Raw genomic sequence first — 23084 nt, 5'->3', positions numbered from 1 at the left:
GCGGCCAATCGGATTACCGACAAGTAGCGAAATTAGGCTGCCTTGGCCTTTCGCTTTGTTTTTTTGGCCGAGCTGTCGATGCCTTCTTCCTTCAGGCTCTTCTTCAGCGTCTCGAAGAGATTGACGACGTTCTCCTTCGGACGCGCCGGGGCCTTGGTCGGCACCTTCTTGCCCTTGCGCTTGGCGTCGATCATGTCGGCCAGCGCTGCCTCGTAGGTGTCTTCGAAATGCGACGGATCGAACTTGGTCAGCTTCTTGTCGATGAGCAGGCCAGCGATTTCCATCAGATCCTTGTCCTGTTTGCCGGTCGGGATGCCGTCGAACACCGATTTCTCGGCGACCATGGTGTTATTGTTGCGCAGCCAAGTCAGCAACATGCCCTTGCCGTAGGGCTGGATGACAACCTCGTGGCCGTGCTGGTACATGACCACGCAGGACCTTGCCGCCATGCCGGTCTTTGCCATGGCATCGCGCAGAACTGCAAAGGATTCCGTCGCGGCGCGATCGGCAGGGATCATGTAATAGGGCTTTTCCAGATAGCGGCTGTCGATGTCCTTGATCGGAACGAATTCTTCCACGTCGAGCGTATGGTCGGAGGTCAGTTTTAACGCCTTGATCTGGTCGGGCTCGATCTCGATAAAGTCGCCCTGGTCGGCTTCATATCCCTTGACTTGCTCCTCCGTCGGCACCTCGTCATTGGTCTCTTCGTCTACATAGACGCTGCGGACCTTGTTGCCGGTCTTGCGGTTGAGGATGGAAAATCGGATTTTTTCGGCTTCGCTGACGACGCCGACGATTTTGACTCCGCAGGTGACCGACCCGATCCTGAGAAAGCCCTTCCAGGCTGCGCGCGGTGCTGACGCCATGATCGTTGCTCCTTCTGAGCGAACGAACGGCCAATCACGAGAATCGTTCCGGAACGAAACGCACTCGGCATGCCCGTATTTGCGCGGAGCAGGCCAATATCGATGCGTTGATGCTGCCTTATTCGGTGTGTTCTGGCATGTCCTTGAGCTGGTCTTTCGTCCAGGTCGTCACGGCATGAACATCGCCGTCCTCGTCGCGCATGAAATCGAGCTCGCTGGCCGCAACGGCAACAGGCTTCGCGCCGATCCCGAGGAAGCCGCCCACATCGATGACGACCTGGCTGCCATGAACATGGTCAACCGAGCCGACTTTTTCGTCGTCCGGCCCGTAGATGGTCGCGCCTTCGAGGAGGTCTGGAGTCAGCTCAGCCGGCGTAAGGCGTACATGGTTGGTGTGGTCCATCGTGGTCTCCTCTTGGGTTAGATATGCCCAACCCACGGACTTGCGGTCTGTTCCGAGGAAAACGTCACGAACGCAAAAAGTGATCGCTCCGTACTGTCACAATGGGTTCGAAAACAGCTCGACCGGCTCGATGAAGTGCGGCGCATCGTTGCGCTGCTTGTCCTTCACCGATGCATTCACGTCTCGTGAAACCCGGTGAAATTGCAGCTCGTCGTCAATGTCGTGCGACAGCACGTCCATGAGCTCGGCCGCCGGCGTTTGCGGGTTCAGCCAGGCATCGTAACAGGCCGGGTCTAGGATGACCGGCTGGCGGTCGTGCAGCTGCTTCATGGTGGCGCCGGCCGGCTCGGTGATGATGGTGCAACTGGTGACGTCGAGCGTGGCATTATACGCCCAGAGGCCGGCGAATGAGAATGGCGCGTGGCCGGGCCGGAAGATGTGCCAGGGATCGCGGCCCTTGTCGGCAGGGCTGATGGTCCACTCGTAAAAGCCATCGGCGGGGATCAGGCACCGCTTGGACTTGAGGGCATCCTTGAAAGCGCCCGACGTTGCGACCGTTTCGATCCTGGCGTTGAACATCGCCGCCTTGGGCATCTCCTTCGCCCACCATGGCACCAGCCACCATCGGCCTTCACGGAGCTTGTGGTCGCCGTCGTCGTCCCAGGTTATGAAGTCCACCGACTGAGTTGGCGCGATGTTGTAGCGAGCTTCGGTGTTTCGCCCTTCGCCTTCCGCCGGCGCCGTCAGCCGGTAGAGCCGATGGATCTCGGACCAGGAGAGATATCGGGTGTAGCGTCCGCACATGACGCAATCCTACAGTCTCAGTTCGTTGGAACAACACCAGACTACGAAAATTGCTCCGTCATCTGTCGACGGTCTTGCGCCGACGCCGGCTGGCCCTTCGGCATCCACAAGCTCCGATAATCCATCGCTCAGTTCCTCAAAAGCTCTGGCACATGCAAATCACCCAGGTCGAGAATGCGGCGATATTCGCCTTCCCGCCGCCACGCACCTTGAGTCCGGCCGCCTTCTCGGTCCTTCTTCGGATCGAAGAACTCGCCGCCAAAACGCTTTTGGAACACCCGGGCCGATTCCGCATCGGGAAAGCAGTGCAGCCGCATCTGCTCATATTTCCCGCAGGGCCATATCGCCTGGACCTGCGTTGTGAGGCAATCCAGACGCATTTCCTGCAGAAAGGCCGTGATCCGCGTCAGGTTGTGCATACAGCACAGATCATCGGGAAGCGCGATTTGATGTGGTCTCGCCTGATTGAACTTCCTGAGGCCGAAGACCGTTGTGCGAGATCCGGGCATCGCTATTCCCCGGCCTTGGCCATCGCATAGGCGTTGCGCTGTTCGGCCCGGTCCAACGACGAACCCTTGATGGCGGCGCGCCAGGCGTCCTCGACGCATTTGGCGGCGCGGCGGGCCGAAGGTTCATAGCCGGACGAGTCGCCGAAATTGCGCGAGATGTCGTAGCCATCGGCCGTCATCGACCAGAACCACTGGCCCTGGGAAGTGCCGGCTTCGTATCGGAAGATGCGGCCGACGGCGCCGGGGTAGACATTGGCAAACGCGGAATAATCAGCCTCCTGGCCTTCCCAGGTTGCCTGCCATCTGAGCGTAAGCGGTATCGAGGCATCGGCAAAAGCTTCGCCGGCCGGTGCATGGGCATGCGCCGTCATTTCTCTCTCCATGTTTTGATGAAGCCATTGTGCCGATCCGCCTTGACGCGGTCAAGGATTTTGTTCCTAGTTCGTTCTCATGCCGGAACCGTATTGGCCGAAAAAGCGAAAGGGCGAACCCTACAAGCTCTCCAAGGCGCTGGAGAACCGTTGCTTCGCGCATATCCGCTGCCGCTACTGCAAGGTGAAGCGGATTTACCTGATCGAGGATCTGATCCGGCTGCTGGGCGACATCGAATGCGACGACGTGACCGACATGCACCGCTGGCGCTGCACCAATTGCGGCGACCTCAACATTGAATGCCGGTTCAACCCGATCTCGGCGGCCGAGCGTCAGCACACGGTGTTCCGGCGCCTGGTGGAGGTCCGGTACAAGAAGATTCCGATCTGGAGCGACGAGACGGTGCCGTAGCGACGCCTAATTGATGGCCAGCAGCAGGATCGGCAGGACCACCAGACCGGCCAGCAACAGCCCGAACATGACGACTCGACGGGACCTAATATAGAGCCGGCGCAGCGGCGGTTGAGCCGCCAGGAAGCGGCGCCACTCCTCGCGCTCAGCGTCTTCGTAGGCCTTTTCCGATCGCCAGCCCATGCCGGCAGCATAAACCATTGCCGGCGCAGCGCCAGAGAGGCCACAGAAGGGCGTTGGAGGGGTTCGGATGGGCCAGCGGCGCGGCAAAGGGCGGGAGAATGGCTGGCGGCGTTCAAAACCCGTTTAATGGCTGACGTAAAATGGAAAAAGCAGCCTTGAAGAGCGCAAGCTGAAGCGGCACAACATATCTGCTAGCTCAATGAGTCTTCAACCCCAGCATCCCGGCGTTAACCAAGCATGTTTGACGTAACCGCTGATGATATCAACCTACTGAACGACCGTGATTTGAGGGAGCTCGTTGGCCGCCTTTGCGAAGCCGAGCTTTCAGATCGTGGTATCTCTCCAGCGGCTGTAACCTGGGGAGGAAATCAGACCGCACCAGATGGAGGCCTCGATGTTAGGGTTGCGGTGCCAAGCAGCACTGCAGTCGACGGTTTCGTGCCTCGCAATTCTACAGGATTTCAGGTCAAGACCCCGGATATGGGCAGGGCGGCGATCATCAGGGAAATGCGGCCAAAGGGCGTCGTACGGGATGTAATTCAGGCGTTGGCCGACGAAAACGGCGCCTACATCATCGTGAGTTCGCACGGGTCCACTGCCGACACCGCACTCAGGGACCGTCGAGATGCCATGCGGTCCGCTCTGGCTGGAGCCAAAAATTCCGATCAACTGATTGTCGACTTTTATGATCGCACACGTCTGGCTACGTGGGTTCGCCGTCATGCCGGCCTTAGTATATTCGTCAAAGAAAAAATCGGACGCGCTCAAACTGGTTGGCGCCCTTATGGTCCATGGGCGGGACCAGCAGACCAACCTGAATCGGAATATCTGCTGGACGATAAGTTGCGCCTGCAGTTCAAAAGTCGGGATGTGTCGAGTACGTCGATTGCAGATGGAATCGATCTGTTGCGAGACGAACTCGCGCAGTCCGCTAGAATGGTGCGTCTGATTGGACTTTCCGGTGTGGGCAAAACCCGCCTGGTCCAGGCATTGTTCGATGCTCGCGTCGGATCGCGTCCTTTGGCTCCGTCGTTGGCTGTATATACCAATATGAACGACGATCCCGATCCGCAACCCATAGGCTTGGCATCAGACCTCATCGCAAACCGTACCCGTGCCATTTTGATCGTCGACAACTGTACGCCGGAACTTCACGGTCGGCTGTCGGAACTTTGTTCGGCAAGCGACAGCCAAGTCAGCGTACTTACTGTCGAATATGATGTCCGCGACGATCAGAAAGAGGGAACGCAGGTCGTAAGTCTTGATACGTCCTCTCCGGAGCTCATCGAGAAACTCATCACTCGTCGCTTTCCAACGATTTCGGGAGTTGACGCGCGGACGATTGCCGAGGCCGCCGGTGGCAATGCCCGCATAGCAATCGCGTTGGCTAGCACCATCGGCCAAACCGAAACAGTTGCTGGTCTTTCAGACGAGGAGCTTTTTCAACGCCTTTTCAAGCAGCGGAATGATCCTGACGGCGCTCTCCTCAGGGCAGCTCATGTGTGCTCCTTATTGTATTCCTTTCAGGGTGAAGACACACATGGAAGCGAAGCCGAATTGCCGCGTCTGGCATTGTTGGCAGAGCAAAGCGGGCAAGAGCTTTACCGGCATGTCGGGGAGTTATATCGACGAGATATGGTGCAGAAACGGGGAGCCTGGCGTGCTGTCCTTCCGCACGCAATAGCTAGCCGTCTCGCGGCTCATGCCTTGGAAAACATTCCTTACAGCCTTATCGATCAGCAACTTGTTTCTGGAGGCACAGACCGAACGGCACGTTCATTTTCGCGACGCCTAGCATTTTTGCCTGCACACCCGACAGCTGTTTCGATTGCCACTAAATGGTTCGCGGAAGGCGGGCTACTCGGTGACCCAGCTTCTCTTAGCGAGACCGGTGCAGCAATGTTCGCGAATGCAGCGTCAATATTGCCAGACAAGGCACTCGATGTGTTGGAACGGGTAAGTGACCCAGGCATCGCCACACTCGTTTATCGAAGAAGCACTTTCCTGCTGCGTTCATTGGCATACGATCCTGCGTTGTTCGAAAGAGCGAGCGGATTGCTCATCCATGCGGCCATAAACGCTTCGGAGGAGCATGTAGCCAAAGACGTGTCAGACGTCTTTGTTTCTCTCTTTCCCGTCTATTTGTCCGGAACTCAAGCCACCATCGAACAGCGTCTAAAAGTCATTGAAAAGCTGCTCCGGTCTGATAATCGGAAACGAATTGAGCTAGGCTTGGCAGCTCTGGAGGAAGTTCTCAAGGCGTCGCACTTTAGCTCAGTCTATCAGTTCGATTTTGGATCGAGGTCGAGAGATTATGGCTATCAGCCGAAATCCAGCAGCGAGTTGCGCCGCTGGTTTTCGGCGGGCCTCTCCCTCGTTGATACCTTAGCTGTTAGGCAAGGCATCCTGAAGCAGGAACTACAGAGTCTGGTGGCCAGGTGCTTCCGTGATTTGTGGAGCGTGGCGAAGATGTTCAATGAGTTGGAATGCCTTAGCCGGACATTTAGCTCATGGGGTTTTTGGCGAGAAGGATGGGCATCCTGCCGTCAAACTTTGCGCTTTGACCGAACTCAGCTATCGCCGACCGGGCGTTCCAGATTGATAGCTTTAGAAGCCGAGTTAAGGCCAAACGATCTTGCTAGCCGCATCAGGGCTATTGTTCTTGGAGAGAGATTAGACAGCCTTGATGCACTCGACGCCGTCGCCGAAGGCAATTTCGACGACGACGTTGTGGGGCAGCTAAGCAGGATCGAGAATACCGCTAGAGAGCTAGGGCAAGAGGTGGCTAGTGACGACGCGTTGCTGTCGGAGTTAATACCTGATCTCCTTCGTGGCGGCAGTCGGGTGTTCTCATTCGGACGCGGACTTGCAGAAGCAACTGGAGCCCGCCGTGAAACCTGGGCAAAACTCGTAGCCCCGATTAGGCAAACACCTCCCGGAACATTCAGTCTCGTGGTCTTGAAAGGGTATTTGTCCGCGTTGTGGGAAACCGATCCACAAGTGGCTCAGGATCTGCTCGATGAGGTCGCCCAAAACCACGAGCAGATGGCGCAGTTTTTGCCGTTTCTCCAATCGGCACTGCCGATCGACGACAAAGGTCTTATCCGCCTCAAACGCCTATTGGATTCCGATATTGTTCCCGTCGAACAGTTCCGTTTTCTTGCTGTCGGCGGGTCCGCCTCCTCATTGGAGGCAAGCGATCTAAGGGACCTCCTACGATTGATCTTGTCGAAGCATGGTGGCTTTGAGGTAGCCTTGGAGATACTCTCGATGCGCTTCTACTCGCTAGCTTCAGAAAAGGCCCCAAATGAACCTGATCTCATCGAGGCCGGACGCGAGCTCTTACAGAACATAGTTTTTCGCAAGGGAGGTCAAAGCGACGATTTCCATTTGGCTACGGTGGCCAGTAATTGTCTGCTGGGGCCGGAGGCAGTGTCGACCGCCGCGAGTGTAGCAACGCAATTGCGACAGGCTGTGGCCGAGCATAAGACCTATGCTTTCGACAACGACGACTTGCTGAAAGCCGCCCTGCGCGCTCAGCCGATTGCAATTTTGGACGCCCTGTTCGATGGCGATGAACAACAGGTGCGGTCTGGCATCGAGGTCTTTAACCACTTGGATAACTACCGCCCTAACCCGATGGACGTGGTCTCCTCCGACATACTGTTGACGTGGTGCAACGCGGACCCCGGCATGCGTTTCGCTCCGGCTGCCTGGGTCGTCACGTATAAGTACTCGGCCAGTTCGCGCGAACCACTTGTATGGTCCCAGCAAGCACGCCTTCTCTTAGAATATGCGCCTGACCCGGTAGCCGTGATGAAAGTATTTGTAGCGCGTTTTCGGCCGACCAGTTGGAGTGGGTCGTTCGCTGCGATCCTTGAGGAAAATGCCCGGCTACTCGACAATCTAGAAGGCCCGACTCCAGAGGAGCTGGTTCTCTACATTCGCGAGGCGAAAAAGCGATTACAGCAAGACATTGCTATCGCGCGTCAAACGGAGACCGAATGGGATAGAGAACGAGACGAGCGGTTTGAATAGCCAAACCGACCTCCAACACAAGCTCTAAGCGCATGTGCTCAGCTCCCGTTGACCTTCCCCCCTTCCCATGACAGCCTGACGCCCGCCGCGCCGGCCATGCCTGCCCGCCGGCTCCTCTCTCTCACCTGACCTGATGCCCGCGCTGGCGGGCATGGTTTCGCATTGGCGGCGCAGCCAATCTGCCCGCCATGTTTCGTCACCTCGCCGAACCCGTTTCCCTGCATGCCGCCGGCTCCACCGGCGAGGTTTCGCTGTGCGCCGCGATGGCGCTCGCCGATAGCGACGGCGCGCCTGAATGGGTGCATCTCTTGCCGGCCGGAACGATCCGGACCGGCGACGGGCGCGGTCCCTACCGCATCGCCGACGTGCCGGCGCTGATGGCCGCCAGCCTCGCCGCCGGCGACAAGCTTGTCCTCGACGAGAACCACTCGACCGATCTTGCCGCACCGCGCGGCGAGGCAGCGCCGGCGCGCGGCTGGATCGTCGAGCTGCAGGGCCGCGCCGATGGCGTTTGGGGTCGGGTCGAATGGACCGAGGAAGGCACGCGCCTGGTGCGCAGCAAGGCCTATCGCGGCGTCTCGCCGGTCATCCAGCATCTGGCGGACGGCACCGTCACCGCGCTGCTACGCGCCTCGCTGGTCAACCGTCCCAATCTGCGCGGCCTGGCCGCGCTTCACCACCAGGAGAACGAAATGAACCTGCTTGAAAAGCTGTTGAAGGCGCTGGGCCTCGACGCGGCGACCACCGAGGAGGCGGCGATCGCCGCGGTCACCACGCTGCATGCCGAAAAGGCCGCGGGTTCGACCGCGCTGCAGTCGGCGCTTGACCCGATCGCCAAGACCATCGGCCTGCAGGCCGGCGCCGATGCCGCCGCAGTGCTGCTCGGCGTCCAGGGGGTCGCCGCGACAGCTGCCGGCAAGAGCGCCGACGGCCAGGTGGTCGATGGACTGCAGCAGGAACTGACCCTCGTCACCACCAGGCTCAACACGCTGGTCGAGACCGGCAAGCGCGAGAAGGCCGAGGCTTTCGTCGACGCCGCCATCAAGGCCGGCCGCGTCGGCGTCAAGCCGCAGCGGGAACGCTATGTCGCCATGCACATGGCCGATGCCGCCAATGCCGAAGCGCTGATCGGCGCCATGCCGATCCTGGGCGGCGGCCAGATCACCATGCCGGTGGCGCCGAACGCCAATGGCGAGGTCTCGCTCAATGCCGAACAGAGGCAGGCCGCCAAGCTGCTCGGCATCGATGAAAAGGCGATGGCCGAAACGCTGAAGGCGGAGCGCGAGACCGCGCTCTGACATCAAACCGCCGGCGCTGCCGGCAGCCTGCAACCGGAGACTGACCGATGACCGCCTTGACCGCCGACCGCAACACTGTCCGCCTGGAGGGCGAACTCCGCCAGGGCGGCATGGCCGCCTCCGTGCTGGTCTATGCCGGCGCGCTCGTCATGCGCAACGCCGCCGGCTATTTGACCAAGGGGGCAACCGCCACCGGCAACGTCGGCGCCGGCCGCGCCGAGGAGCGCAAGACAGGCGGCGCTGGCGCCGGCGACGTGACCCTTGGCTACCGGCCGGGCATTTACCGTTACGCCAACTCGGCCTCCACCGACCTCATCGGCATCACCGAGATCGGCAAGCCCTGCTACGTGGTCGACGACCAGACCGTCGCCAAAACGGACGGCACCGGCACCCGCTCGCTGGCCGGCTTCGTCGAGGGCGTCGATACGCTCGGCGTCTGGGTGCGCTTCGACGAGGTCGCGGCGCAGGCCTATCTCGCCGGCCTCGCCAACCCGGCCTAACCGTTTTCCGCCAACAGGAACCCGCATCCATGCTGATCAATTCCGCCAATCTCGACGCCTTGCGCGTCGGCTACAAGACCTCTTTCCAGGGTGGCCTCGGCCAGGCTCCATCGCAGTGGCAGAAGGTCGCCACCCGCGTCGCTTCCACGCTGAAGGAACAGAAGTATGGCTGGCTCGGCAAGTTCCCGCGGGTGCGGGAATGGATCGGCCCGCGCGCCGTGCAGAACCTGATGCAGCACGACTACGCCATCAAGGAAAAGAAGTGGGAAGACACGGTCAGCGTCGATCGCGACGACATCGAGACCGACAACCTCGGCATCTATCCGAACTTGTTCGAGACGCTCGGCTCGCAGGCCGGTGCGTTCCCCGACCAGCTCATTTTCGCCCTGCTTCTCGCCGGCTTTACGACCACCTGCTACGACGGCCAGTATTTCTTCGACACCGACCATCCGGTGATCGACAAGAACGGCGTCGTCCAGTCGAAGGCCAACACCGATGGCGGCTCCGGCACGCCATGGTTTCTCCTTTCCACCAACCGGCCGCTCAAGCCGCTGATCCTCCAGGTGCGCAAGGATTTCCAGTTCGTCGCCAAGGACAAGCTGACCGACGACAACGTCTTCGACAACAACGAATTCGTCTACGGCACCGACGCCCGCATGAATGTCGGCTTCGGCTTCTGGCAGCAGGCCTGGGGCTCGAAACAGACCCTCGACGCCGCGCACTACGAAACGGCCCGCGCGGCGCTGACCGGCATGACCGGCGATCACGGCAATCCGCTCGGTCTGATGCCCAATCTGTTGCTTGTTCCGCCGACGCTCGAAGGCGCCGGCCGAACGCTCCTGCAAAGCCAGCTCATCAATGGCGGCGAGACGAACAAATGGGCGAACTCCGCCGAACTGCTCGTCTGCCCCTGGCTGGCGTCGGAGGCGTAAGTCCGCGTGCGAGTGCGTCCCGCCGGCAGTTGCGCCGGCGGGTCTTTCGAGAGGGCCGGCCTGACCGACCCTGCCGCAAGACCCGGAGACGATGATGGCCAAGACCACACAGAAGACCCGCTCCAACGGCTCGCGCCTGAAGGCCGAGTTGCAGGCAGCCGCGCAGGACAGGATCGACCAGGGGAACGCCGTGGTCGCCGCGGCACGAGTGCGGCCGGACGCGGCGGCGAGCGACGAGGAACGGCAGGCCGCCCAGGCCGAGTTCGATGCGGCCTCGGCTGAGGTCGGCCGCCAACTGGCGCTGGCGACGGAGATCGCCGGCAGCGGCACAATCGCCGAGGTGATGGCGCGGCAAGCGCCGGCCGGCGAGCGCGTCGTCGTCACGGTCATCGGGCCGGCCAAGGGCCGCCGGCGCGCCGGCTACCAGTTCGGCGCCGCACCCGTGACCGTCTCGGTGACGGCCGAGGAGCTGGGGCTGATCGAAGCCGACGCGGATCTCGCGGTGACGCCGGGCGCGCTGATGGATGTTGCGCTCGAACCCGGCGCGCCGGCCGAGCGGCTGCCGGTCGAGGCATTCCTGGACGGCAAGGGCAATGTGCGCCCGGTCAAGGTCCTCGGCCCGGCCAAAGGGCGTCGGCGCGCGGGCTACGAATTTGGCGCTCAGGCGGTGACGATCGAGCCGACCAGGGACGAACTGGAATTGATCCTGGCCGACGCGGACCTTTCCGTTTCGCCGGCCTGAGGAATTCGGCGGGGTAGTTCAGCCCGGTAGAACAGGCGGCTCATAACCGCGATGTCGGAGGTTCAAATCCTTCCCCCGCAACCGGAAATTGGATGTTGGAGACGACGTGGCTTACTGCACGCTGGCGCAGCTCACCGACCGCTACTCGGAGCGCATGCTGCTCGACATTTCCGACCGTGGCGATGCCCCGGTCGAGGCGGTCGATGTGGCGCTCATCGATCGCGCCATCGCCGACGCCGATGCGCTCATCGACGGTTACCTGAAGGTCCGCTACGCCCTGCCGCTGGCCAGCGTGCCGCGCCTGGTCACCGACCTGTCGCTGCGCATCTCCATCTACTACGCCCACGCCCATGTCGCGGCCGACAAGATCAAGGCCGACTACGAGGCGGCGCTGAGGACGCTGCGCGACATCTCCACCGGCATGATCCGCCTTGACATCGAGGGCGTCGAGCCAGCGGCCTCCGGCGCTTCGGAAGTGCGTACCAACGAGCCGGAGCGGCCTTTGTCGGCCGCGACGATGAAGGGCTACATTTGATGTCCCGCGCGCTTCTTCCCATCGCCGCCGGCGTGCTGTTCCGCCCGGGCAGCCTGTGGATCGGCTTGCACTGGAGCAGGCGCAACCGCCGCCTCTGCGTCAATCTCCTGCCGTGCTGCACGCTGTGGCTGATCTGGCCGGGGGGCGTCCGGCCATGACCGGCGCCCGCATGGAGCTGAAGGGCAAGGAGGCGGTGCTCGCTGACCTCGCCGAGACGATCGGCAAGACCGAGGACAAGCGCGGCCTGTTCGACGCGATCGGCGCCAGCCTCGCTGTGTCGACCCAGCATCGTTTCGAAACCGAGACTGACCCGGAGGGCAATCCCTGGCCGGCATCGCTCAGGGCGCTGACCGAGGGCGGCCGAACGCTGACCGACACGGCGCGCCTGGTGCAGTCGATCACCCACGAGGCGACCGCCGAGGGTGTCGCTGTCGGAACCAACGTGATCTACGCCGCCATCCACCAGACCGGCGGCGTCATCAAGGCCAAGACCTCGAAGGGCCTGCGCTTTCGCGGGCCGGGCAATGGCGGCTGGGTGACGAAGCAGTCGGTCGAGATGCCGCGGCGCGCCTTCCTTGGGCTGGACGACGAGGACGAGAGCGAAATCCGCGCGCTGTGCGCCGACTGGCTGGGCGCGGCGGACGACAAGGGAGGCGCGGATGCTCGTCGCTGAGCTGGTCGAGCGCCTGGATGCAACCGTGCCGTCGCTGGCCAGGCGCGTCGAGGGCGCGGCCGAGCTCGCCGAGCTGGTGCGGCGCAAGGCGCTGCCGCAGGCCTCGCCCTTCGCCTTCGTGCTGCCGACCGGCCTGGTGGCCCGGGCCGAAGGCGATTCCGGCACCGGTGTCTTCACCCAGATGGTGGACGAAGTCTTCGCTGTCGTCCTGTTCGTCCGCGCCTCGGGCGACATCACCGGCGGCAAGGCGCTGCCAGCGATCGACGCGCTGGTCTGGGCCGTCATCGGCGCCGTCTGCGGCTGGGGACCGGACGAGGCGATCGGCGTCTTCCAGCTGCGCCGCGGCCAGCTCCTGTCCGCCGAGGCCGGCGCCGTCATCTACCAGCTCGATTTCGCCCTCCAGCAACAGGTGAGGATCATCGCATGAAGAAGCCGAAGCCAGCGACCGAACCGGCTGCCACGGCCGAAACCGAGGCGGCGTTGCCGCTGCCACAGGAAGGCGGCTCCTGGATACGCCAGCCGGATGGCAGCGTCGTGCGGGAAGTCGAGCCGATTACCGGGGAGGCATCCGATGCCGATTAAATGGAAGTCGAAGATCCTGCTGGCCAAGATCGAGACCACTTATGGCGTCGATCCGGTGCCGACAGGCGCGGCCAATGCCATCCTCGCCACCAACATCGTGCTGCAGCCGATGGAAGGCCAGGACGTGTCGCGCGAGCTGGAGCTGCCCTGGCTGGCGGCGCAGGCGACCATCCCGGCCGGCCTGCATGTGCGCATGACGTTCCGCGTCGAGCTGGTGCCGTCCGGCGCCGCCGGCACCGCGCCGGCCTGGGGACCGCTGCTGCGCGCCTGCGGCGTCGCCCAGACCGTCAACGCCTCCACCTCGGTCGTCTACAATCCCGTCACCGACAGCCACGAAAGCGCGACCTTCTATTTCTGGGTCGGACTGACGCGCTACGTCATGAAGGGCACGCGCGGCAGCTGCGTGCTGCGCTTCACCGCGCAGGGCATCGCCTATCTGGAATTCTCCTTCACCGGCCTTTTCTCGCTGCCGACCGAGCAGGCGCGGGCCACGCCGACGCTGTCGGCCTTCCTCAAGCCCGATCTGGTCACCAGCGCCAACACGCCGACCTTCACCGTCGACGCCGTCGCCATGGTGATGCGCTCCTTCGCGCTCGACCTCGGCAACGATGTGCAGCCGCGCTTCCTGGTCGGCGCCGAGAACGTGCTGATCGTCGATCGCGCCGACCTGATGACCACGCAAGTCGAGGCCCTGCCGTTGTCCGGCGGCGGCTCCTGGGACCCGTTCGCCAAGGCGTCGGCGCAGACCGCCGTCGCGATCAATCTGATCCATGGCACCGTCGCTGGCCGCAAGGCAACGCTCGCCGCCGCCGGCGCCCAGGTGCAGCGCCTGCAGGGGCTGGAGAACCAGCAGAACATCAAGGAGTGGCCGCTGCGCCTGGTGCCGCTGCCGACCTCGGGCAACGACCAGTGGACGCTCACGCTCACCTGATTTCGCTCACGGGCCGCACAGCCGCCAAGCGGCTGGCCCTGCGCGGGCGCGCGAAACGGTTCGCGGCCGCCAGTCGGCGGCCAACAAGACAAGGAGAGACCCATGTACAGTCACGACCCGAACCCGTCCTTCTGGGAAACCGTCAAGGTTCGCCCGCCTGGCGAGAATGGCGCCGCCGAGACGTTCCGCGCCCGCTTCCGGGCGCTCAGCACCGAGGAATTCGGCGCTTACGATCTGGCATCGCCGGACGAGGCGCGCGCCTTCCTGGAGGACGTTCTGCAGGACGCCGACGATGTCGCGGATTCGGCAGGCAGGCCGTTGCCCTTCGACACGGCGCTGCGCGACAGCCTGATCCGCACGCCGCATGTGCGCATGGGGCTGGTGCGCGCCTATGTCGGCGCGTTCCGCGAGGCGCAATCGGGAAACTGAGGGCGGCCGCGCGGGCCTGGGCGACCGGCGGTCTCGATCAAGACAGCGCCCCGAGCGTCGAGCCGGAAGCGGTGACCGACGCCCGGCTGTGGGGATTGCCGGAGGCAGAGATCGCGGCGCTGGCGCAGCTCCTGCGCGGCGGTCGGGCGAGCGGCTTCGCCGGCGTCTGGCCACAGAACGCGACCTCGGTCAACGCCTTCCTCATCGTCGCCAGCCAGTGGCGCACCGGGGTGACGGAGGCGGACGGCCGGCTGGCGATGCTGTGGATCGGGCTCGACTATGCCGGGGTCAAGGTGGCGCTCGATGCGCGCGGGATATCTCTCACGCCCGCCCTGATGGCGGGCATCCAGGTGATGGAAATGGCGGCGCGGGACGCGATGAACGGGGCCGATGCATGACATGCATGAAAATACATAAGGAGCTGGGCCGGTGACGCTTCGCCTCGCCCTTGTCATCGATGGCGACGCCAAGGGCGCCGGCGACGCGCTGGCGAAAACCTCGCGCGCGGTCGAGGAGCTCGGCAGGAAGGCCGACGGCGCCGGCGACAAGCTCAACAAGATCACCATCCGCGAGAACAAGCGCGACAATTCCTTCGCGCCGCTGTCGAAGGAGCTGGAGGAACTTGGCAAGAAGGCCGGCCCGGCCGCCGATGCGCTGGACGAGGTCAATGCGGCCGCTCCGGGCGCGGCCGCCGGGATCGTCAATGTCGGCAACGCAGCCGGCGAGGCGGGCGGCAAGTTCGGCAGCCTCAAGGCCGCGGCGCTGGGCGCCATCGGCGGCATCGCGGCCGGCCTGGCCACGGCGGCGATCGGCGGGCTGATCGAAGCGGCTTTGGGTTCCTTCGTCTCCTATGTGCGCGAAATCGTCGATGACACACCGCGCATCAACCGCGACATCGCCTCGCACCGCGACCTGATAAAGCAGATCAAGGGTGCATATGCCGAGGCCGAGGGCGCCGCGTCCTCCTATGGCAACAAGTCGCGCGAGGTGTTGACCTTCAACACCCAGCAGGACATCGCCCGCCTGCAACGCGATTTCCAGGGCAGCCTAGCTCCCATCAGCTCGGCCGAGAACCCGCTGCGCGGCAGTTCGCCCTTCGGCGACACAATCGCGTCCTTTAACAATGATCTGAAGGACGGACTCGCCAACATCATCGAGTTCCGGCGCCGCATTTCGGAGCAGGCGGCTGGCCTGGAGGAGGATTCGCCCTGGCGCGCCTATGCCGAGCAGGTGATTCAGGCCACCGAGAAATCGGCGACATTGCAGGAAGAGCTGCAGCGCTCCATCGACCTCTACAAGGGCCTGACTGGCGATGCGGATGCCGCGGCGACGGCATTGGGCGGCTCGGCCGAGAAATTCACCCTCAACGGCGAGGCCGCCGGCAGCGCGCTGCCGATGCTGCGCGAATATGATGCGCTGCTGAAATCGATCGCCGGTACCCCGGCCGTCGCGGCGACGGCCTCGCCCGGCCTTTCGCAGACGACTCAGGGCGGGTTCGCCGCCGGCGGCTGGACCGGAGACGTCGGCACGGATCAGGTCGCCGGTGTGGTCCATGGCCGCGAGTTCGTTGTCAACGCCCGCGCCACCGCGCGACACCGGCCGCTGCTGGAGGCCATCAACGCCGGTGTGCCGGGCTACGCCGCCGGCGGCTATGTCGGCGGCTACGGCACACGACTGCGCGGGCCGGACGGCCGCTTCGTGTCCGCATCGGCCAATGTCGAGGACGGGGTCAGCGACCTTGCCCGCGACTTCGCCATGCTGCGCGGTTCGCTGTCAGGTTTTCTCGGTGAGTTGGTTCGTTCCCGCGACTTGCTCCAGGCACTGGGCGGTGTCATCCAGACGGTCTCCGACCGCTTCCTGAACTCGGTGTTCAACAAGCTTGACCAGCTGGCGTTCGGCGGCGGAGCCGGCGGCGGTTTCGGCTGGTTGGGAAACCTGTTCGGACTGGGCTCCGGACTGAACGCCTTTCCGGCGGCGCCCGGCATCGGCGTCGGGCTCTATCATGGCGGTGGCGATGTCGGCTCCATGCCGACGATGACCAGGTCTGTGCCGTCCTCGGTCTTTATCGGCGCTCCGCGGCTGCATGGCGGCGGTTGGCTGAAACCCGGCGAGCGTCCGGTGATCGCCATGGACGGCGAGGAGATCGGCTGGCCCGATCAGCTGGCGCGCAAATATGGCGGCGGCCAGACGACGATCGTCAACAACAACTTCAACGTGTCGACGCCGACGCCGCGCGCCTTCGCGGAATCGAAGGCGACGGCGGCGCGGGCCGCGGCGCGCTTCACTGGACGATTGGGGCGATACAGCTGATGGCGCTGACCCCGTTCATGGACGCCATCGTCTTCCCGATCCACGTTTCGGCTGGATCGCCGGGAGGGCCCGACTGGCCGGCCGAAATCGTCGAATTGTCCTCAGGCCGCGAGGAGCGGAACACCGCCTGGTCGTCGCCATTGCGCTATTACGACGCCAAATATGGCGTGCGCACGCCGGCCGAGCTCTACGAGGTGTTGTCGCTCTATCACGTTGCCCGCGGCCGGCTGCGCGGCTTCCGCTTCCTCGACTGGACCGATTACCGTTCCGGCGCGCCCAATGCGGGGCCGACCGCCACCGACCAGGCGCTCGGCACCGGCGACGGCGCGCGCAAGATCTGGCCGCTGGTCAAACGCTATGCCAGTGGCGGCGAAACCTTCGACCGGACCATCACCCGGCCTTACGGCACACTGCTCATCGGCGTAAACGGCGTGGCGACGCCGGCCGGCTGGACGCTCGATGCAACGACCGGCACCGTCACCTTCACCAACGCCCCGGCCAACGGTGCGACGCTCACCTGGGGCGGCACCTTCCATGTGCCGGTGCGCTTCGATTGCCGGCTCGACCAGATATCGCTGCGCACCGCTGCGATCGGCGACATTCCGTCGATCCTTTTGAGGGAGCTGCGCGAATGAAGAAGTCGCTGCCACCTTCGCTGGGCGCGACGCTCGCCTCCGGCGTCACCACGCTCTGCACCTGCTGGCGCGTCGAGCGCCTCGACGGCGCGCTGTTCGGCTTCACCGATCATGACCGGCCGCTGACCTTCGCCGGTCTGACCTACGAGCCCGCGAGCGGTTTCACCGCCTCGGACGTGGCCGTCTCGCTCGGCCTCGCCGTCGATACGATGGAGGTCGAGGGGGCGCTGTCTTCCGAGGCGATCACAGAGGCGGATATTGCTCTTGGCCTGTGGGACAATGCCAGGATCGAGATCTGGCGTGTAGACTGGTCGGATGTCGCGGACCGGGTCATCCTGCGCAAAGGGTCGATCGGCGAGATCGGCCGCGGCGAGATCGCCTTCCAGGCCGAGATGCGCGGCCTTGCCCATGAGCTCAACCAGGAGCGCGGCCGCACCTTCCAGAAGCTGTGCGACGCGGTCGTCGGCGATGCGCGTTGCGGCGTATCGCTCGCCGATCCGGATTTCGCTGGCGCCGGCGCGGTCGAGACGGCGATCGACGACCGCATCCTGCTGGTCTCCGGTCTCGATGCCTTCGAGGACGGCTGGTTCGCGCAGGGGCTGCTTGCCTGGACGTCCGGCGACAATTCCGGCGCCAGGGTCGAGGTCGCGGGTCACCTCGTCCAGGCCAGCAATTCCGTGCGGCTGCAGCTCTGGCGCCGCGCAGAGCGGCCAGTGGAGACCGGCGACGCCTTCACGATCACCGCCGGCTGCGGCAAGACCTTCGCCATCTGCCAGCAGAAGTTCGCCAACGGCGTCAATTTTCGCGGCTTTCCGCACATGCCCGGCAACGATGTCGCGCTCTCGGTCGCCAAGAAGGGTGGCGAGAATGATGGCGGGAGCCTGTTTAATGATTGAGTTTCGGCAGGCTATCGTCGCCGAGACGCGCGGCTGGATCGGCACGGTCTATCGCCACCAGGGATCGGACCGTGCCAGCGGCTGCGATTGCCTCGGCCTGGTGCGCGGCGTCTGGCGCGCGCTTTACAGCACGGAGGCCGAGACGCCGCCGGCCTATCCAGCAGCCTGGCGCATCGCCGATCCGGCTGAAACGCTGTTGAACGCCGCTTCAAGGCACATGCTGGCGGTGCCGGCTGGCGAGATGCAGGCGGGCGACCTTCTGGTGTTCCGCTGGGACAGAGGCCTGCCAGCGCGGCATTGCGGCATCCTCGTCGCGCCCGGCCGCTTGGTGCATGCCTACGACGCCGCCGGCAAGGTCGCCGAATGCAGCCTGGCGCCACAATGGCGCCGCCGCATCGCCGGCGTCTTCGCCTTCCCGGAACCGACCGCGAACGAGGACAGACCCTAATGGCGACCGTTCTGCTCGGCGTCGTCGGCGGCGCGATCGGCGGGGCGTTCGGGGCCACCGCCGCCATCATCGGGCAGGCGGTCGGCTCGATCGCCGGTTCGCTGGCTGACCGCGCCATCGTCAATGCGCTGACGCCGACCATCCGCCAGCGCGGACCGCGGCTGACCACCACCAACATCCAGGCTTCGACCGAGGGCGCCCCGATCGACCGCGTCTACGGCCGGGCGCGCATTTCCGGCCAGGTCATCTGGACGACGCGGTTCGAGGAGGTGGTGCGCAAGGACAAGTCCGGCGGCAAGGGCCTGGGAGGGCCGAAGGTCGAGACGACGACCTATTCCTATTATGGCAATTTCGCCGTTGGCCTGTGCGAAGGACCGGTCGCCGCCATCGGTCGCATCTGGGCGGACGGTGCGCTGCTCGACCAGACCCAGCACGAAATCCGCTTTCATCCGGGCACGGAAAGCCAGGAGCCGGACCCGCTCATCGAAGCCAAGGAGGGCACCGACAACGCGCCGGCCTATCGCGGCACCGCCTATATCGTCTTCGAGAACCTGGCGCTGGAGAGTTGGGGCAACCGGCTGCCGCAGATCGCCGTCGAGGTGTTCCGGCCGACCGGAGATCTCGAAGCGATGCTGCCAGGTGTCGCCATCATTTCCGGCAATGAATTCGGCTTCGATCCGCTGTCGGTGCGCGAGCGGGCCGAGACCGGCGGCGAGACGATCAACGTCTCCTCCCTGTTGTCGCTTCTGGTGCAGGGCGGCGACGGCGGCGAAAGCGGCGATCCGGACACCGATTTCACGCTGTCGATCGCCAGGCTGAAGGCGCTGGCCCCGAACGTCTCTACGGTCATGCTGGTGTTGCCCTGGTTCGGCGACGATCTGCGCTGCGGAAATTGCACCATCCGGCCGAAAGTGGACTCCGCCGAGAAGCAGACGCAGCCCTTCTCATGGCTGATAGGCGAGCTTTCGCGCGGCTCGGCCGAGGAGGTCAGCCAGTCCGACGGCATGCCGGCGTTCGGCGGCTCGCCCAACGACGCCAGCGTCATCCGCGCCATCCGCTACCTGACGGAAGCCGGGCTGAAGGTGACGCTGCTGCCGTTCATGATGATGGACATCGCCGCCGACAATGTGCTGCCCAATCCCTATTCGGCCAACGCGGCGACAGCCGGCCAGTCGGCCTACCCCTGGCGCGGCCGCATCACCTGTTCGCCGGCGCCCGGCTTTGCCGGGACAGTCGATAAAACGGCCACCGCCGCGACGCAGGTCACCGCCTTCATGGGCACGGCAGCGCCCGGCGATTTCGGCGGGTCGGGTGAGACGGTCACCTATTCCGGGCCGGCCGAATGGCGCTATCGCCGCTTTTTCCTGCACTACGCCAAGCTGGCGGCCATCGCCGGCGGCGTCGATTCCTTCCTGATCGGCTCGGAAATGGTGGCGCTGACGGCCGTTCGCTCATCGGCCTCGGCCTATCCGTTCGTTTCCGCGCTTAAGACGCTGGCGGCCGACGTGCGCAGCATCGTCGGCCCAAATGTCGAAATCGGCTATGCGGCCGACTGGTCGGAATACCATTCGCACCGTCCGGCCGACGGCAGCGGCGATGTCAATTTCCATCTCGATCCGCTGTGGAGCGACGCGGCGATCGACTTCGTCGGCATCGACAATTATTTCCCGCTGGCCGACTGGCGGGACGGCGACGAGCACCTCGATTACGATCCGGCCGGGCCGACCTCGATCTACGACCAGGACTATCTGCGGGCCAACGTCGAGGGCGGCGAATATTTCGACTGGTACTATGCCGACCAAGCCAGCCGCGACGCGCAAGCGCGACTGCCGATCACCGACGGCGCCTATGCCAAGCCATGGGTCTACCGGCAGAAGGATCTGCGCGGCTGGTGGAGCCAGCCGCACAAGAACCGGTCGGGCGGCGTTGAGGCGGTTGCTGCCACGGCCTGGACGCCGCAATCGAAGCCGATCCGCTTCGTCGAGCTCGGCTGCGCCGCCGTCGACAAGGGCGCCAACCAGCCCAATCTGTTCGTCGATCCGAAAAGCACCGAGAGCGGCTGGCCGCATTATTCCACCCGCGCCCGTGACGACGCCATGCAGCGCGCCTGGCTGGAGGCGATGCTCGGCTACTGGACTGACAACAACCCGGTCTCGGCGGCTTATGGCGGGCCGATGGTCGATCTCGGCCGCTCGACCGTCTGGTGCTGGGACGCGCGGCCGTGGCCGTCCTTCCCACTAGACCGCCGCTGGGGCGACGCCGACGCCTGGGAACAGGGTCACTGGCTGTCCGGCCGGCTGGGTGGAGCGCCGGCGGCCGAGACGGTGCGAACGATCCTCCAGGAGGCCGGCTTCGCCGATTTCGCCATCGAGCCGCTGCCGGCCATCGTCGACGGCGTCACCACCGGCGCGCTGACCTCGGCGCGCGCCATGCTGGAGGCGCTGCAGCCGCTCTACCAGTTCGACGCGGTGGAATCGGACGGCGTCATCAAGTTCATCGCCCGCGCCGGCCGGGCGCCGGTGGCGACGATCGAAGCTGCCGATCTGGTCGCGCCGGACGGCGGCGGGCCGGTATGGCGCCAGACGCGCGCCCAGGAAACCGACCTGCCGGACGCGGTCAAGCTCAGTTTCGGCGACCCGGCCAGCGACGACCAGCCGGGCGCCGTCGAAGCCCGGCGCTCGGCCGGCGGCAGCCGCCGCATCGCCGAGCTGTCGGTGCCGGTTCTGGTTTCGTCCAACATGGCAGCACTTGCGGCCGAGCGCACGCTCCACGCCGCCTGGACCGGGCGGGAGCGCGCCGAGTTCGCTCTGCCGCCCTCGATGCTGGCGCTCGACGCCGGCGACGTGATCCGATTCCGGCCGACCGGCCAGCTGCTCGGCATTGACGACATTGCCGAGCGCGGCGCCCGCACCGTCTCGGCCGGCCGCGTCGATCCGCTGGCGCTGGCGCCGGTGCGGCTGCCGTCCGCCGCCAGCGGCCGCACAGCGCGCCGGCTCTACGCCGACGCCGATGTCGCCTTCATCGACGGGCCGCTGCTGCAGGATGACGATTCCGACCACGCAGCCTATGCCGCCGGCACCATGCTGCCCTTCGGCCAGGGCATCGTGCTGTTGCGCAACGCCTCGGCCGGCGCCGAGCTTTCGGCCTTCACCACCGATTCCGTGCTGGCGTCGCCGGCAACCATGGGCGTGACGACGGCCGACTTCTATTCCGGCCCGGTCTGGCGCTGGGACAGGGTCAATGCACTGTCGGTGCGGTTGACGCGCGGCGACCTGTCCTCGGCCGAGGAGACGGCGGTGCTCAACGGCGCCAACGCCGCCGCCGTCCAGAATGCCGACGGCGAATGGGAGGTGCTGCAGTTCGCCACCGCGACGCCGACCGGCACGCGCACCTTCACGCTGACCGGCCTGCTGCGCGGCCTGCGCGGCACCGAGCACGCCATGCGCGCGCCACTGGCTACCGGCGCCCGTTTCGTGCTGCTGGACGAGGCCGTGCAGCAGACCGGCCTGCCGGCGCCGCTGGTGGGGCTGCCGCTCGCATGGCGCTGCGGCCCGGCCGACCGCCTGGCCGCTTCGAGCGCCTACATCGCCCAGACCGTCACGCTGGCCGCCAAGGCGCGCCGGCCGTTCGCGCCGGTGCATCTCGCTGCCGCCTTCGAGCCGGATGGCGACATCCATCTCTCTTGGACACGGCGCAGCCGCATCGGCGGCGACAGCTGGGAACAGGTCGAGGTGCCGCTCGGCGAGACGGAGGAGCGCTACGAGGTCGAGATCCTCGACGGCGCGACGGTGGTGCGCACCGTCACCGGCCTCGGCGCGCCAGCCTGGCTCTATCAGCTGGCCGACCAGACCGCCGATTTCGGCGCGCCCATTGCGGCCATCGCCTTCCGCGTCTGCCAGGTCAGCGCCAGCTTCGGCCGCGGCGTCATGGCGGAGTATCCCTGATGGCGGTCACCCAGCTCACCACCTCCTGGCTCGGCTATGACCAGGCGACCGAGAAAATCGCCTTCTGGGACGGCGTCAAGTACCGGCCGCTGCAGGAAGCCGCGGGTTATGCCGCCGCCGAGCATACCCACGCGATCGACGAGGTGTCCGGTCTGCCCGAGGCTTTGGATGCCAAGCTGCCGGTCGCCGGCGGGACAATCACCGGCAATCTCGGCGTCGGCGGCGCCGCGGCCGACGATACCAACCGGCTGGCGGTGACGACGCCGGCGGTGCTGTTCAACCGCGAGACCGACGACATCCGCGCCATCGTCAACAAGCAGGCTGCCGGGAACACCGCGTCCTTCCTGTTCCAGACCGGCTTTTCCGGCCGCGCCGAGATTGGCCTCACCGGCGACGACGATTTCCATTTCAAGGTCTCGCTGGACGGTTCGACCTTCCATGAGGGGCTGGTGATCGACGCCGCCACCGGCGCGGTCCGGCCACAGGCGCGCAACGTCGCCGACATGCCTTCGGCCGCCGGCCGTGACGGCTTCCTGATGCTGGTCTGGGATGGCGACGCCGGGGCGAAATGCCTGGCCGTCTCGGACGGCTCGACCTGGCGCCGCATCGCGCTCGGCGCCACCATTTCCGCAAGCTGACGAGG

At 64.8% G+C, this 23084-nt stretch carries 26 protein-coding genes and 1 tRNA gene; 21 read left to right on the top strand and 6 right to left on the bottom strand.

Going from position 1 to position 23084, the window contains the following annotated elements; genetic code table 11:
* Window positions 1-32: 32 nt before the first annotated feature.
* The 5 genes from ASD44_RS09710 to ASD44_RS09690 form a co-directional block, all read right to left on the bottom strand.
* Window positions 33-866: a Ku protein gene (locus ASD44_RS09710; RefSeq protein WP_056111066.1), complete on the bottom strand. Its 834-nt coding sequence runs from the start codon at window positions 864-866 to the stop codon at window positions 33-35.
* Between the two features lie 118 nt (window positions 867-984).
* Window positions 985-1269: a hypothetical protein gene (locus ASD44_RS09705; protein ID WP_056111064.1), complete on the bottom strand. Its 285-nt coding sequence runs from the start codon at window positions 1267-1269 to the stop codon at window positions 985-987.
* A 96-nt stretch (window positions 1270-1365) separates the two neighbouring features.
* On the bottom strand, window positions 1366-2073 hold the full coding sequence (locus ASD44_RS09700) for an SOS response-associated peptidase (RefSeq protein WP_056111062.1): 708 nt from the start codon (window positions 2071-2073) through the stop codon (window positions 1366-1368).
* A gap of 128 nt (window positions 2074-2201) precedes the next feature.
* A complete protein-coding gene (locus tag ASD44_RS09695; RefSeq protein WP_056206777.1) occupies window positions 2202-2582 on the bottom strand; it encodes a hypothetical protein in 381 nt (126 codons plus the stop codon).
* A gap of 2 nt (window positions 2583-2584) precedes the next feature.
* A complete protein-coding gene (locus tag ASD44_RS09690) occupies window positions 2585-2953 on the bottom strand; it encodes a hypothetical protein (protein ID WP_056111057.1) in 369 nt (122 codons plus the stop codon).
* Window positions 2954-3032: 79 nt separating this feature from the next.
* Between ASD44_RS09690 and ASD44_RS09685 the strand changes: the two genes are divergently transcribed.
* Window positions 3033-3365, top strand: a complete 333-nt coding sequence (locus ASD44_RS09685; protein WP_056111055.1) for a hypothetical protein — start codon at window positions 3033-3035, stop codon at window positions 3363-3365.
* Between the two features lie 6 nt (window positions 3366-3371).
* On the opposite strand, the gene ASD44_RS09680 is transcribed toward ASD44_RS09685, so the two are convergent.
* Window positions 3372-3566 (bottom strand): hypothetical protein, encoded by a 195-nt coding sequence (locus tag ASD44_RS09680; RefSeq protein ID WP_056111053.1) that lies wholly within the window; start codon window positions 3564-3566, stop codon window positions 3372-3374.
* A gap of 219 nt (window positions 3567-3785) precedes the next feature.
* Here ASD44_RS09680 and ASD44_RS09675 point away from each other — a divergent pair, with 219 nt between their 5' ends.
* From ASD44_RS09675 to ASD44_RS09590, 20 genes are all read left to right on the top strand, one after another.
* Window positions 3786-7586 (top strand): hypothetical protein, encoded by a 3801-nt coding sequence (locus tag ASD44_RS09675; protein WP_156459822.1) that lies wholly within the window; start codon window positions 3786-3788, stop codon window positions 7584-7586.
* A 188-nt stretch (window positions 7587-7774) separates the two neighbouring features.
* Window positions 7775-8884, top strand: a complete 1110-nt coding sequence (locus tag ASD44_RS09670) for a phage protease (RefSeq protein WP_056111049.1) — start codon at window positions 7775-7777, stop codon at window positions 8882-8884.
* Window positions 8885-8931: 47 nt separating this feature from the next.
* Window positions 8932-9384 (top strand): hypothetical protein, encoded by a 453-nt coding sequence (locus ASD44_RS09665; protein WP_056111047.1) that lies wholly within the window; start codon window positions 8932-8934, stop codon window positions 9382-9384.
* A gap of 29 nt (window positions 9385-9413) precedes the next feature.
* Complete coding sequence (locus ASD44_RS09660; protein ID WP_056111045.1) at window positions 9414-10316, top strand: Mu-like prophage major head subunit gpT family protein; 903 nt, start codon at window positions 9414-9416, stop codon at window positions 10314-10316.
* Between the two features lie 94 nt (window positions 10317-10410).
* The gene (locus ASD44_RS09655; protein WP_056206775.1) at window positions 10411-11058 is read left to right on the top strand and encodes a hypothetical protein; all 648 of its coding nucleotides are present in this window, start codon (window positions 10411-10413) and stop codon (window positions 11056-11058) included.
* A gap of 7 nt (window positions 11059-11065) precedes the next feature.
* Window positions 11066-11139, top strand: a tRNA-Met gene (locus tag ASD44_RS09650).
* A gap of 25 nt (window positions 11140-11164) precedes the next feature.
* Window positions 11165-11593 carry a DUF1320 domain-containing protein gene (locus tag ASD44_RS09645; protein ID WP_056111041.1) on the top strand — a complete coding sequence of 143 codons (429 nt, stop codon included), beginning with the start codon at window positions 11165-11167 and terminating at the stop codon, window positions 11591-11593.
* Window positions 11593-11751: a hypothetical protein gene (locus ASD44_RS18370; protein ID WP_156459821.1), complete on the top strand. Its 159-nt coding sequence runs from the start codon at window positions 11593-11595 to the stop codon at window positions 11749-11751. Before ASD44_RS09645 ends, ASD44_RS18370 begins: the two co-directional genes overlap by 1 nt.
* The gene (locus tag ASD44_RS09640; RefSeq protein WP_056111039.1) at window positions 11748-12266 is read left to right on the top strand and encodes a phage virion morphogenesis protein; all 519 of its coding nucleotides are present in this window, start codon (window positions 11748-11750) and stop codon (window positions 12264-12266) included. Before ASD44_RS18370 ends, ASD44_RS09640 begins: the two co-directional genes overlap by 4 nt.
* Window positions 12253-12693, top strand: a complete 441-nt coding sequence (locus tag ASD44_RS09635) for a hypothetical protein (protein ID WP_056111037.1) — start codon at window positions 12253-12255, stop codon at window positions 12691-12693. Before ASD44_RS09640 ends, ASD44_RS09635 begins: the two co-directional genes overlap by 14 nt.
* Window positions 12690-12848, top strand: coding sequence for a hypothetical protein (locus tag ASD44_RS18365; protein ID WP_156459820.1), 159 nt, complete (start codon window positions 12690-12692; stop codon window positions 12846-12848). Before ASD44_RS09635 ends, ASD44_RS18365 begins: the two co-directional genes overlap by 4 nt.
* Entirely contained in the window at window positions 12838-13779 is a 942-nt protein-coding gene (locus ASD44_RS09630; protein ID WP_056111036.1) for a hypothetical protein, read from the top strand. Before ASD44_RS18365 ends, ASD44_RS09630 begins: the two co-directional genes overlap by 11 nt.
* A gap of 102 nt (window positions 13780-13881) precedes the next feature.
* Window positions 13882-14208 carry a hypothetical protein gene (locus ASD44_RS18495; protein WP_056111034.1) on the top strand — a complete coding sequence of 109 codons (327 nt, stop codon included), beginning with the start codon at window positions 13882-13884 and terminating at the stop codon, window positions 14206-14208.
* A gap of 71 nt (window positions 14209-14279) precedes the next feature.
* A complete protein-coding gene (locus tag ASD44_RS18490) occupies window positions 14280-14606 on the top strand; it encodes a DUF1799 domain-containing protein (RefSeq protein ID WP_056111032.1) in 327 nt (108 codons plus the stop codon).
* Window positions 14607-14637: 31 nt separating this feature from the next.
* Window positions 14638-16518, top strand: coding sequence for a hypothetical protein (locus ASD44_RS09615; RefSeq protein ID WP_056111029.1), 1881 nt, complete (start codon window positions 14638-14640; stop codon window positions 16516-16518).
* Window positions 16518-17153 (top strand): DUF2460 domain-containing protein, encoded by a 636-nt coding sequence (locus ASD44_RS09610; RefSeq protein ID WP_056111027.1) that lies wholly within the window; start codon window positions 16518-16520, stop codon window positions 17151-17153. Before ASD44_RS09615 ends, ASD44_RS09610 begins: the two co-directional genes overlap by 1 nt.
* Window positions 17150-18049, top strand: coding sequence for a DUF2163 domain-containing protein (locus ASD44_RS09605; RefSeq protein ID WP_056111025.1), 900 nt, complete (start codon window positions 17150-17152; stop codon window positions 18047-18049). Before ASD44_RS09610 ends, ASD44_RS09605 begins: the two co-directional genes overlap by 4 nt.
* Window positions 18042-18497 (top strand): NlpC/P60 family protein, encoded by a 456-nt coding sequence (locus tag ASD44_RS09600; RefSeq protein WP_056111024.1) that lies wholly within the window; start codon window positions 18042-18044, stop codon window positions 18495-18497. The genes ASD44_RS09605 and ASD44_RS09600 overlap by 8 nt, the downstream gene beginning before the upstream one ends.
* Window positions 18497-22441: a glycoside hydrolase/phage tail family protein gene (locus tag ASD44_RS09595; RefSeq protein WP_056111021.1), complete on the top strand. Its 3945-nt coding sequence runs from the start codon at window positions 18497-18499 to the stop codon at window positions 22439-22441. The genes ASD44_RS09600 and ASD44_RS09595 overlap by 1 nt, the downstream gene beginning before the upstream one ends.
* A complete protein-coding gene (locus tag ASD44_RS09590) occupies window positions 22441-23079 on the top strand; it encodes a hypothetical protein (protein WP_056111019.1) in 639 nt (212 codons plus the stop codon). Before ASD44_RS09595 ends, ASD44_RS09590 begins: the two co-directional genes overlap by 1 nt.
* Window positions 23080-23084 lie beyond the last annotated feature (5 nt).

It is taken from the genome of Mesorhizobium sp. Root554 (genome assembly GCF_001427025.1).
Lineage (GTDB): Bacteria > Pseudomonadota > Alphaproteobacteria > Rhizobiales > Rhizobiaceae > Mesorhizobium.
Note: the sequence above shows the minus strand (reverse complement) of the source record. Positions and strands in the feature narration are given on the sequence as shown.